The following is a 12010-nucleotide window of genomic DNA, read 5'->3' on the forward strand; positions in this document are numbered from 1 at the left end:
GAAAGTCCATGACACCCATTCCCACCACCGAACTCGTTACGCTGGGTACCGCGGCCGGACCCGCTATCCGCGGCCCGGAAAACGGTATCGCCAGCGCCGTCGTCGTCGGGGATTCTTTTTACATGGTGGACTTTGGCCTGGGCTGTGTCCGGGCAGCTCATCAGGCGGGGCTACGCGGCCGTGACTTCGTTGCAGGCTTCGTAACCCATCTGCATTCCGACCATGTTGTGGAACTTCCCGGCTTCCTTCTCTGGAACTGGGGAGAGCCCGTGGAGGGTTTTACCCGCGAGGTCGGAATATACGGGCCGGGCCGGGACACCACGCATCCCGACGGCCACCGCTTGGCGGGCACCAGCGAATTGGTGAACCATACGCTCGAGGCGTTCTCCTACGATGTCAACATCCGCGAGACGGATGAGGCACGTCCGGATTTGAAGCGCCTGGTCAAGGCCACCGAAATCCAGACTCCGGCATACGACTCGGTCGAAGCCGGGGCGCCGTTTCCTGTATACGAAGACAACCTGGTCCGGGTCACCGCGGTCCTCGTGGACCATCCTCCGGTGAGGCCGGCGCTCGCGTTTCGCTTCGACACCGCAGCAGGTTCCGTCACGTTCTCAGGCGACACCGCAGAGTGTGCCGCACTGAGCCGCCTGGCCGAGGGTACGGACATCCTGGTGCATGAAGCCGTGAATCTTGAGTTTTTTGCCCGGCGGGGATTCGATCCGGCTTTCCTCAATCATCAAAGCGTGTCGCACACTTCCCCCGAGGGCGCCGGCCGCATCGCCGCCCAGTCGGGAGCCAAACGCCTGGTGCTGTCACACTTGGCGGGGGTCGCGAGCACCGAGGAATGGGGACAACGCGCGCGCAGCACCTTCGCCGGGCCTGTGGACGTCGCCCTCAGCGGCGATCGTTTCACCCTCGCGCCCGCCTTGGCGGAGGCCGCGAACTAATCCCAACTAACCCCGCCGTGCGGTGTCAGGGCCAGCCCTTCGGGGCTGGCCCTTGCGCTGTCGGGCATGGCTGCAGGTGCGAAAAGGCAGCGCCGCCGCCCCTCGGGGCGGCGGCGCTGTCCGGCATCAGTAAGGAGGAGCCTTGCTGGGTCAGGCTGGCTGGGCGATGTCCAGCCCCAGACGGCGTCGGTCACGCTGCTGGTTGATGAAAACGGCTCCGAGGATGCCCGCGGCGGCCAGCATTCCGCCTGTTAGGAGGAAGGCGTCGGCATAACCGGCAGGGGCGCTCGCCGCCCGTCCGATAATGAAACCGACGACGGCGGGGGCCAAGAGGCCACCGGCTGTCAGCACCGCGTTCGTCACCTGGAGCACTGCGCCACGCTGCCCGACGGTCGTAGTCTCGGATGCGACAAGATATGTCAGGGCAAACAGGGCAGGAGCGGTACCGAATCCGAAGGTGAAGCAAAGGACCGCGAGCCAGGCGACCGGAGCCAATGTTCCCAAGACGACCATGCTCCCGGCAAAGGCCGCGGCGCAACCGAGGACAACCCCTCGCGAACGCCTCGTCGGAATACCTCTGGCGGCCAGTTTTTGGGGTAGCACACCCAGCCCGATCGTTGCGATCGTGCCCCAGAGCGCCGGCAGGGTAATGAGCGAACCGGCCTCCTGCGTGCTGGCACCATGCACTGTTTCGAAGTATGCCGGCAGCCATGTTGTGGCCACCGTAAATGTCCAGTACCCGAGGAAGGAGCACAACACCGCGAGCAGCCAGGTCGGCGTCGCGAAGGAGCGACGATAGGAAACCTTGGTGTCGGCGGCAGCCGCGGCCGCAGCCGCAGCCGCAGCCGAGGCATCTTCGCCGGCCCCTTGGTCGTTGCCGTCCATCTCCCGCTCGGCCTGGGCCGAGACATACGGGCCTTCCTTGCCCACAAAGATCCACGCGACGGCCCAGACCACGCCAATGAAGGCCAAGAAGACGAAGGTGGCTTTCCAACCGAACTCGGCGGCGATCCATGCCAGGACCGGTGCGAAGGCCACAATGCCCAGGGTGACCCCTGAGGACGTGACGGCGGCTGGCGCTGCACTGCGCGCCGCGGGAAACCACTTATAGGTGGCGTGCATCGAAATCGGCGCCAACGGCCCCTCGCCCAGTCCCAGCAGCAGACGGCTGAACCACAAGGCGGGCAACGAGGCGAAAACGAAGATTGGCACTTGGGCCACTGACCAGGTCAGGCACAGGACCAGCAGAATCCACTTGGACTTGACCCGGTTGGCGATCGGCGCGGCGACGAGCTGCGCCACGCCGAACAGCATAAAGACGGCGCTGCCGAGCAGGCCGAACTGCTCCGTTGTCAAATTGAGGTCCGTCATCAGCGGCACCGCAACGATGCCGAGAATCGCCTTGTCCGCCCAACTGATCATCATCAGCACCAGCAGCATGCCGGTTATGCTCCAACCGTACGCGTTGCGTTTCCGTGGGCTCCAGCGGGCCGGGTCCCGGTGGTCTGCGACGGCTGCGTCGGACGACGCGGAGGTATCGATAGCCATGGTGGCTCCTTCTGGGGAGGACGGTTCGCGTCGGCCGCTGGCAAGTGGCCGCGACGGCGTCCGGAGGCGGGAAGTGGCGGGGGGCCTGGCTCTGGGCAGCGGCGGGGAGCTCCGCTGTTGGGAGTGGCGGGGCTCCTCGCAGGGGCGAACTGCCGGAACCGTGCGGACGCGGCAGACGCCGTCAGGCAGAGTCAGGCTGCGGTGATGCTCACGGGCAGGGACTCGAAGCCACGGAGCACGTTGTGCACGATGGGCACCGGTGCGCCTGCCGGCTCGATCGTGGCGATCCGCTGGAGCAGTTCCTGCAGGACGATCTCCATCTCAAGCCGGGCAATCGGCTGGCCGACGCACTGATGCAGGCCCATGCCGAAAGCGACGTGTCCGGACGAGCTGCGTTCGAAACTGAACGAATCGGCGTCGTCCCCCCACTTGCGCGGATCCCGGTTGGCTGCCCCGATGAAGACCAGGACCTTGGAACCGGCCGGGATGCGTACACCGCCCAAGGTGGTGTCCACGGTGACGGTGCGGTGGAACTTTTGGAACGGTGATTCCAGCCGCAGCGCCTCGTCGATGGCGAACTTGGCCATGGTGGGGTTCTCGCGCAGCTTGGCCCACACGTCTGGGCTGCGGGACAGTACGGACAGGGTATTGCCGATGCCGAACACCGTCGTGTCTACCCCGGCGGACAACAGCGCGCGCACCAGCAGCGTTGCTTGCTGTTCCGTGATCAGCCCTTCGCCGACCTTGTCCCAGATGCGGGCGCCGAAACCGACATCGTCGAGGGATTCCCGGGCGCAGCTCTTCATCACGGCGGCCGCGTGCTCGTCACCGTGGGCAAATGCCTGCTGGAAGATGTAGTTCTCCGGTCCGAACGCGTTGAACACCATGTTGCCGTAAGGCAGCAGGTGCTCACGGCCTTCGTCCGGAATGCCGACGGCGTCGGGGAAAACTCGCAGCGGATATTTTTCAGCGAGATCCTTCACGATATCGAACCCCGGGCGCCGGGCCAGGTCGGCGGCCAGCTCCTCTGCCGGGGGCGTAAAGGGAGCGCGCAGCGCCCGCACGGTGCCGGGATTGATGACGCCGGTCAGCGCCCGGCGCATCACGGTGTGGATCGGCGGGTCCGACTCGAGGATGCTCGGCGGCCGCCACCCCTCGTCCTTGCGAATGTCCCGGGGACCGAGGCCACCGGAGGAGCAGTACGTCTCAAAATCAGTGAGGACCTCGTACACTTCCTCGTAGCCGGCGACCGCGTAGCTTCCGGCGGATTCAAGCCAGGTAACGGCCCCGGCATCGCGCAGGCGGGTAAGGAACGGGTACGGGTCCGTGATGACTGCCGGGCTGAATGGATCCTCAGCAATGACTGCGGGTTCGTGCGATGTGATGGTCATGATTTGCTCCTGGAACGGTCAGAGGTCGAGGACGAGCCGGTTACAGCCGGCAGCTGCACGGGAGACGCAAACCAGCATGATCTCGCCGGCATCCTTGTCTTCCTGGGTGAGGACGGCATCGCGGTGCTCCGGCTCGCCGGAGACGATCCGCGTTTCGCAGGTTCCGCATAACCCCGCGCGGCAACTCGACAGCACCCGGGCCCCGACCTGCTCCACTGCCTCCAGGATCGTCTGGTTGGCCGCCACTGTGACGGTACCGCCAGTGCGGGCGAGCTCGACGTCGAACGGCTCGGCGTTGGCACCGGCGCCGAGGGAATCCGCGACAAACCGCTCGGTGTGCAGGGCACCCGGCGGCCAGCCCATGCAGAAGTCTTCGACCGCGTTGAGCATCCCTCCGGGGCCGCAGGCGTAGACGAGCATGTGGGCCCGCGGCATTCCCAGGATTTTCTGCAGGTCCATCCGGCCGTCAGTGTCCTCGGCCACGATGCGCACGCGCTCCTCGCCGTATTGAGCGACCAAGCGGTCGGCGAAGGCCATGGTGTCCCGGCTGCGCCCTCCGTAGTAGAGCACCCATGCCCGGCCAGCAGTCTCCGCTGCCTCGATCATCGGGATGATGGGTGTGATGCCAATGCCGCCCGCGAGAAACAAGTACTTGCGTGAATCTGCCAACGGAAAATTGTTGCGCGGGGCCGAGATGGCCAATGGCGCCCCGGCGGCAAGTTTTTCATGCACATGCTGTGAGCCGCCCCTTGAGTCCGGTACGCGGAGCACTCCGATGCGCAAGGTGTTGAGGTCGTTGGGCGTCGAGCACAACGAATACTGCCGAATCAGCCCCTCCTCCAGAAACACGTCAATGTGAGCTCCGGGTTCCCAGGGGGAGAAGGGCTGGCCGTCGGTGCGGCGAAGCACCAGGGAGGCAACACCGTCGGCAACGTGTTCCACGGCCTCGATGGTGGTGTCAATGATCGCTGGAGCCATCACTGGGGCAGTGGTTGTCATGCTGTACCGCTCCTAGATATTGGGTAATTCGCGCCTGCCCCGCAGTGCGGGTGAGGCAGTGATCACCATGCTAGGTGCGCGGCGCCACAGTCCCCTGCGCCCTTTCCGGCCAATGGAAAACGGTACGGCAGTCGGAGGCAGCAAGCTCCCGTCAGTACCCGCTGCCGACAGCAAGCCGGCGGGCGATGCTCCGTGCGGCAATCCGAAGCACCGGAACCACGGATCCAACGGACGGCGGTCCTCCCTGGGCGACTACACCCAGGGCCGCGGTGCACGTGCCGTTGGGCGTCAGGACCGGCACGGCCACGGCAAAGTTGTCCAAGCCGGCTTCTTCGTTCGTGGTCGCGAAGCCGCGGGAGCGAACCCGTTCCACCTCGGTTTTCAGCGCCATCGGATCAGTGATGGTGTGTGCGGTCTGGGCCTCCATCCGCCGTCCGGGTATCTCCCGAACGTGCTCGGGTCCGAAGGCCAGAAAGACCTTGCCCGCGGCGCTGGCATGCAGCGGCATGCGCGCCCCGACCCTGCGGAACGGCAGACCCGCCCTGGTTCCTGAGATCCGTTCCAAGAGCAGCGCCTCTTCGCCGTCGAGAATGAAGAGATTGACCACGTTCTGGGTGACGAACAGGACGTCCTGCATATAGGGGGCAGCCAATTCGGTAATGTTCTGCCGCACCGGCGCCAGGAGGCCCAGCCTCCAGATCCGGTGTCCGACTACGTACGCGCTGCCGACGCGTTCCAAAGCCCCCCAGGCCACCAGCTCGTTCGCCAAGCGGTGCGCGGTGGCCACGGGCAGGCCAGCGCGCCGGGCCATTTCACTGAGCGAATGCCGGCTGTTTTCGGGGTCGAAGGTTGCCAACAGCGACAAGGCCTTGGCTGTCACCGTATTCTGCGGCTCCGGCGCTTCGGCGTCCATCGGCTTCGGCCGGCGTGGGTATGGATTGGCCAAGAAACCTCCTCCGGCGGCGTCCCGGCGATCGCATGTTTTCGAACAGAACCCGGCCGGACGCACGTGCACGCCCGGCCGAGAGGTTCCGAATCTACTTCAGGATCGAGCCCTCGACGTCCACGTCGGTGGTCAGGAAGCCGTTTTCCTTCATCTTAGCCGCCAGGACTTTCATGCCTTCGATGTTGAAGTCCGTCTCGTACGCGGGCAAATTGACGCTTTCCGCCGTGGATTCTGCCATGCCGCCGTGCTCTACCAGAGCGGCACGGAGTACCGATGCGTCCTGGGAGATTAGGTCGTTTGCCTTCGCCACCGCGTCCCGGAAGCCAGCCATGGCCCCGGCATTCTCGGCGGCGAATTGCTTCGACGCGAAGTACAGTGTGTGGGTTGTTCCAGCGGGGTAAACATCCGTGTAGAGCGGGGAGATGCTCTTGGCCCCTGCCTCAAGGCTCTGTGACATGAAGGGCTCCACCGGAAGGATCGCATCCACCCTCTTCTGCTCCAGTGCGGCCAGCATGTCGGTGAACGGCATGGCAACGAACTTCACAGCGTCCACATCGCCACCGTCGGCAGCGATGCGGGCAGCCGCGGCGACGTGAGGCAAGGAGCTCAGCGCATTCACCGCGACCGTCTTGCCCTCGAGGTCGCTCGGAGACGTGATCGCACTGTCGGCAGCCACCATAAACGCTCCGGTGTCTTCGCCCGCCACCGACGTCGTGTTGCCGGCGTTGGCGACGGCGGTAACGGGAATGTTCTTCTCGATAGCGGTAAGGAAGGGCGGCGTAGCGGCAGTTCCGATGTTCAACTGTCCGTTGAGAACTGAAGGAACGATCGAGGCAGCATTCGACATGGATTCAATGGTGACATCCAGTCCTGCCTCATCGAAGAACCCCTGGTCTTCCGCGACGTAGACCGGGAAGAATTCGGCTACCGGAATCAGCCCGACCTTGATCTCGGTGGCAGTAGCTCCCCCGGCGGCGGCAGTGGAATCGCCGGCCGGTGCCGAACCGCCGCAGCCAGTTAGGAAAAGCGACAGTGCTGCTGCGGCGGATGCCGCAGCGAAGGATGTCTTGGTTACTCGCATGGGAATGTAATCCTCTCAGGACGTGATGTTGGGTCGGCGTTTCCGTTAGGCGTCGGCGCGGTTGCGCACGGCGTTGGACTTTGCAGCCTGTATTTGTTCGAACACGAAGGAGCGAAGCTCGGCGAAGCGCGGTTCCCGCTTTGTCTTTACCTGGTGACGGGGGCGCGGCAAGTCGACAGAGATGTTGTGGCTGACACTCGTCGGAGCTCCGGACAGGATGATGACGCGGTCCGCGAGATAGACGGCCTCGTCGATATCGTGCGTGACAAACAGGACTGTCGTGTTGTACTTGGCACGGATCTCCAGGACCAGGTCCTCCAGGTCGATCCGCGTCTGGGCGTCAACTGCCGCGAACGGTTCGTCCATCAGCAGCACGTCCGGCTGGTAGGCGAGCCCGCGCGCGATGGCTGCACGTTGCTGCATGCCGCCGGACATCTGCCATGGGTACAAGTGGCCCTTGCCTGCCAGTCCCACACTTTCGAGTGCCTCCTCGATGCGGGCATCCCGTTCCCCTTTAGGGAACTTGTTGCGCAGCGGCAAGGCAATGTTGCGGCGAACGGTCATCCACGGCAGCAGGCTTCGGCTGTAGTCCTGGAAAACGACGGCGAGCTTGGCCGGCGGTTCAACGACTTCCTCGCCTTCGAAGACTGTGCTGCCGGCGGTGGGCTTGAGGAGGCCGGCGATGCACTTGAGCAGCGTTGTTTTGCCGGAACCGGATGGGCCGACAACGCAGACGAATTCACCGCGGCGGACCTCGAAATTGACCCCGTCGAGGATGGGAACGGCTGAGTTGCCCGTTCCGTAGGATTTACGCAGGTCGCGGAGTTCGACGACGGCCTGCTCCGGCTGGCGCCCGAGCTCAACCGATGCTTCGGTGGTTGATTCTTGCATTTTCATTCTCCTCCTGCGGCACGGCGCATGCCGTGCTGCCAGCTCAGAACGCGTTTCTCGACGGCGAGAAAAACGAGGGTGGACAGGTAGCCGATAACACCCAAAACCAGGGTGCCCGCCCACGTTTCGGCCACGGCAAAGGTCTGTTGTGAATTGAGCACGTAGTAGCCCACTCCGCTGACGGCCGCGACCATCTCGCTGACGACGATGAGGATGATCGAAAGCTGCAGCGTGGTGCGCAACCCGGCGAAGATCTGCGGGGCAGCGTTGGGAAGCACCACGGACAGCAGCCGCTGTGTGAAAGTAAGGCGGTAGCTGCGCGCCATGTCCGCCACCTGGCCGTCCAGGCTGCGGACGCCGTCTGCCGTGTTGAGCACGGTGGGCCAGATGGCGCCCATGACGATGATGGCGACGTTCATGGTCCCGGTGATGCCGAAGAACAGCAGTCCAATCGGCAGCAGAACAGGTGGCGGAAGCGATCGAAGGAACTGGACGACGGGCTCGGCGGCTTCCCGTGCCGCTGGTGACAGGCCCAACCAGGTGCCGAGCGCAATACCGCCCAGCGCCGAAATCAGAAATCCCAGGCCGAACTTTCCCAGCGACGGCAGCAGATCGGTGGTAACGCGGCTGCCCAGCCAGTCATGGGCGAAGGTTTCAATGATGGTGGCCAACGGCGGGAAATAGATGTTCTGGCTGCCAGCAGAAGTGAACCACCACGCGACAACGAGCAGGACGGGGAGCCACAGTCGCAGAGCAGCGGTGCGCAGGACTGGAAGTGTGCGGTTCATCGCTCGGCATCCTTTCGCTGGGAGGGGTGCCAGAAGAGCAGAGGACGTTCTGCCGCGGCGAAGGCGAAATTAATGAGCAAACCGAGTAGTCCAGTGGTCAGGATGAGGGCATACATGGCGGGTAGGTTTCCGGAGGACTGAGCGATCATGATGTCGCGGCCGAGGCCGGCCGCGCCGCCGATCAACTCAGTCACGACCGAGACCACGACGGCGATGGAAGCGGAAACGCGCAGCCCGGTGGCCGCGAAGGGCAGCAGGCTCGGAACCACTATCCGGCTGGTGGTCAGCCAGGCCTTCAGCCGGTAACTGCGGGCCATGTCCAGGGCGACGTGATCGACCTGTCCGATGCCGTAAACCATTTGGGTCAGGAACGGCCACAACGCACCGAAGCATATGAGCGTGAGCTTCATCGTCTCTGACGGCCCCCAGAGCAGCAGTCCCAGCGGGATCATCGCGACCGGCGGTATGGGCTTCAGGAACTCGATCACGAGCCAGGTGGATTCGCGGGCGAAACGGCTCAGTCCAATGGCCAAGGCCAGCGGTACCGCAATGAGGACTACTATTCCCAATCCGCCGAGGGCGCTGGCCAAGGTGTGGCCCACCGCTGTCCAGAAGGCGGGTGCGGCGGCGAGCGCCGGCCAGGCGGCCAGCACGTCGCTGGCTGGAGGCAGCGAAGCTGCCGGCATCAGTCCGGTGCGCGAAGCCACCTCCCAGATGAGGAGGAGGGCGGCAACGGTGGCGGCGCCGCGCCACGGCAGTCGGCGGGAAGTGCCCCGCCTGAGTAAGCGCGGCCGCCCAGCGACCGGTTCCGGTCCACCGACCGCCCGGCCTTTCGCCGGATGCCGCGTGGAAGCGTCGGCAACAGAGAATGTCACGGCGTGTCCTTAAGGATTAAAGAGAGGAGCCCAAGAGTTCCAGAGACTTGCAGATCCAAGTGTGATTCGTCACTCACTCATTCGTCTATTATTTTTTAGGCCGGGGTGCCATATATTCCATATATGGAACTGCGCCAGCTTGAGTACTTCCTTCGGGTCGCCACCGAAGGGTCTATTTCCCGCGCCGCGGAGTCGCTCCACATGACCCAGCCGCCCCTGTCCATTTCAATCGCCAAACTGGAGGCAGACCTAGGCCGCCCCCTGCTGGCCCGCGAGTCCAGAGGGGTCCGGCTGACGGAAGCTGGCTCTCATTTCGCGGAGGAGGCCGAGCGGATCCTTCAGGATCTGTACCAACTGCGGGATGACATGCGCAACGGCGTCATCGGCACGAGTGGCCGATTGTCCATCGCTTCAGTCCCCACCATTACGTGGTTCCTTCTTCCGCGGCTGCTCCGGAAATTCGTCTCAGACTCCCCCACTACCGACATCACCGTGGCAGATCCACCCCCCGCCAAAGTTCTCGAGATGGTGCTGTCCAACGAGGCGGACGTCGGCCTGATCGCAACACTCAGCTGCGAGCAATTACAAGATTCCTATCGCTCTTCGCTGCACGTTCTTCACGCCGGAGATCTTCCGATGCTGCTGGCCTTGCCGCCATCGTTCTCGGATGCGCCACAGCGGCTTAGTCTGGCCGAACTGCATGGCCAGACCTGGATCATGCCGCGCAGGTCGCTCCGGATCCGCGGATTGCCGGAGCTCTTCGATACGCTGTGGGACCGGCTGGGCCTCACCCCGCCGCAGACGCGGAGGGTGGCAACGCTTCAGACGGCCATTCCCTTGGTGGCATCCGGCCTGGGCGTTTCCCTCGTACCTGATTCCGTGCGCGGCATGGGGACGACGCCGGTCGTCCTCCGGGAGCTGGCAGACGATATTCCGCCGTTGCAGGCCGCCGCCCTCTGGTCCAGCGAGCGCCAGCCCAGCCACGTTGTTGACTTACTCGTGAGTATCCTGCGCGAGGGAGGACTCGGCACCAGCAGCTGACCCCGGTTTCAAACACCGCGGGCCGCCCTCGCGCCTTCCATTGGACGGAAATCCTCCACTGGGCGCGCGCCGCCTGCGGCAAACTGGTGGTCAGACCATCCCAAGGAGCTTTATCTTGCCGCAGCCGCCCCCACGCACCGGCCACGCGCAGGCGTCCGGGCTGGCTGTGGGTGGGCTTGTCCGCACCGAAGGCAACATCGGGTGGATCGTCGTCGTTCTCGCCGGCATTGCGGCTGCGACCCACATTTGGAAGCTGCCGAATGCCCTGGCGGCCATCCAAGCCGAACTTGGCATCTCGCTGGTCCTCGCCGGCCTTCTCGTGGGGATCATCCAGGTGGCAAGCATGCTCGGGGGCCTTCTGGTCGCTTGGTCGGGTGAAGTCTTCGGGCTCCGTCGCCTGCTGATCCTCGGCCTCCTGCTTCTGGCCGGCGGTTCCCTGCTCGGCGCGGCGGCACCCAGCGCCGCGGTTCTCATGGTTTCGCGGACCGTGGAAGGCGTCGGGTTTCTGCTTTGCACAGTGTTGGCACCTCCTCTGATCCAGCGGAGTTGCGCTCCGGAACGCATGAATATCGCCATGGCGAGCTGGGGTGCCTTCCAGGGCACGGCTGCGTTGCTCGGCTTTTCCACCGCTGCACTGGCACTGCAAGCCATGGACTGGCGCGCGTGGTGGATTGTCATGGCGGCCCTTGCTCTGGCCCCGGTAATCCCGGTGCTTCGCTGGGTTCCACGGGACCCACGTGCCGTTATGACAGGGGGCAGCATTGCCGAATCGGGTCGACGCATCCGCGCCACCTTGCGCCACCAAGCACCGTGGACTGCCGGCGCCGTCTTCGCTTGCTACACCGTCCAATGGATGGCGGTCATGGGGTTCCTCCCGTCGGTCTACAGCGCAGCCGGACTCGACAGGCCTTGGCCTGGCCTGCTGTCCGCGGCCGTGGGAGGCGTCAACGCCATCGGCGCGCTGGCATCGGGGCTGCTTTTGCAACGCGGCTACCGCCCAAGAGCCCTGCTGATGGTTACGTTCGGCACCATGGCGGTCACCTCGGTGGCGATCTTTGCCGTGCCATGGCCGGCAGGATCCCCCGGCCTCGCGGGGCAATTCACCTTCGCCATGATCTTCTCGCTGGTCGGCGGCATGGCGCCTGCCATCCTGACCCGCGTCGCTGTGGGGCTCGCACCGCCCGATGGGTCTGTTCCCGCCGTCATCGGTTTGATGCAGCAAATCTTCAACGTCGGAAATTTCGCCGGTCCGCCGCTCATGGCGTGGATAGCAACAATATCCGGAGGGTGGCATTCGACGTGGTGGATGACGTGCGCTTTCGGCCTGCTGGGGGCCATGTTGACCTGGCAATTGACGCGTGCCGCAGGCCAACGTCGGGGACGTGGCATCAACGTCTCAGTAGCTCGCGAAGGCTTGTTGGAAAAGTGAACGTGTCGCATGGCGCGGCCGTCCCGGCTAACCCCATTACCGCCCCACCAAGCGGTCCGCTCTGAACAGGA

11 protein-coding genes are annotated in these 12010 nt (G+C 64.5%); 3 read left to right on the plus strand and 8 right to left on the minus strand.

Translation table 11 applies throughout. From position 1 onward, the window contains the following. Positions 1–8: 8 nt before the first annotated feature. Complete coding sequence (locus AC5RV3_RS10830; protein WP_494122127.1) at positions 9–950, plus strand: MBL fold metallo-hydrolase; 942 nt, start codon at positions 9–11, stop codon at positions 948–950. Positions 951–1100: 150 nt separating this feature from the next. Here the strand turns inward: AC5RV3_RS10830 and AC5RV3_RS10835 are convergent, their stop codons facing one another. The 8 genes from AC5RV3_RS10835 to AC5RV3_RS10870 form a co-directional block, all read right to left on the minus strand. After that, positions 1101–2498 carry an MFS transporter gene (locus AC5RV3_RS10835; protein WP_494122128.1) on the minus strand — a complete coding sequence of 466 codons (1398 nt, stop codon included), beginning with the start codon at positions 2496–2498 and terminating at the stop codon, positions 1101–1103. A gap of 191 nt (positions 2499–2689) precedes the next feature. Beyond that, positions 2690–3889, minus strand: a complete 1200-nt coding sequence (locus AC5RV3_RS10840) for a cytochrome P450 (protein ID WP_494122129.1) — start codon at positions 3887–3889, stop codon at positions 2690–2692. An 18-nt stretch (positions 3890–3907) separates the two neighbouring features. Beyond that, complete coding sequence (locus tag AC5RV3_RS10845) at positions 3908–4888, minus strand: PDR/VanB family oxidoreductase (RefSeq protein ID WP_494122130.1); 981 nt, start codon at positions 4886–4888, stop codon at positions 3908–3910. A 151-nt stretch (positions 4889–5039) separates the two neighbouring features. Next, positions 5040–5834: an IclR family transcriptional regulator gene (locus AC5RV3_RS10850; RefSeq protein WP_494122131.1), complete on the minus strand. Its 795-nt coding sequence runs from the start codon at positions 5832–5834 to the stop codon at positions 5040–5042. A 91-nt stretch (positions 5835–5925) separates the two neighbouring features. After that, entirely contained in the window at positions 5926–6915 is a 990-nt protein-coding gene (locus AC5RV3_RS10855; RefSeq protein WP_494122132.1) for an ABC transporter substrate-binding protein, read from the minus strand. Positions 6916–6960: 45 nt separating this feature from the next. Beyond that, the gene (locus AC5RV3_RS10860) at positions 6961–7806 is read right to left on the minus strand and encodes an ABC transporter ATP-binding protein (protein WP_494122133.1); all 846 of its coding nucleotides are present in this window, start codon (positions 7804–7806) and stop codon (positions 6961–6963) included. Between the two features lie 2 nt (positions 7807–7808). After that, positions 7809–8594: an ABC transporter permease gene (locus AC5RV3_RS10865; protein ID WP_494122134.1), complete on the minus strand. Its 786-nt coding sequence runs from the start codon at positions 8592–8594 to the stop codon at positions 7809–7811. Further along, a complete protein-coding gene (locus tag AC5RV3_RS10870) occupies positions 8591–9301 on the minus strand; it encodes an ABC transporter permease (RefSeq protein ID WP_494122135.1) in 711 nt (236 codons plus the stop codon). The genes AC5RV3_RS10865 and AC5RV3_RS10870 overlap by 4 nt, the downstream gene beginning before the upstream one ends. A 291-nt stretch (positions 9302–9592) precedes the next feature. Here AC5RV3_RS10870 and AC5RV3_RS10875 point away from each other — a divergent pair, with 291 nt between their 5' ends. Beyond that, entirely contained in the window at positions 9593–10510 is a 918-nt protein-coding gene (locus AC5RV3_RS10875) for a LysR family transcriptional regulator (RefSeq protein ID WP_494122136.1), read from the plus strand. 40 nt (positions 10511–10550) lie between these two features. Then, positions 10551–11939 carry an MFS transporter gene (locus AC5RV3_RS10880; RefSeq protein WP_494122137.1) on the plus strand — a complete coding sequence of 463 codons (1389 nt, stop codon included), beginning with the start codon at positions 10551–10553 and terminating at the stop codon, positions 11937–11939. Positions 11940–12010 lie beyond the last annotated feature (71 nt).

This window comes from Arthrobacter sp. Y3221114 (assembly GCF_059092625.1).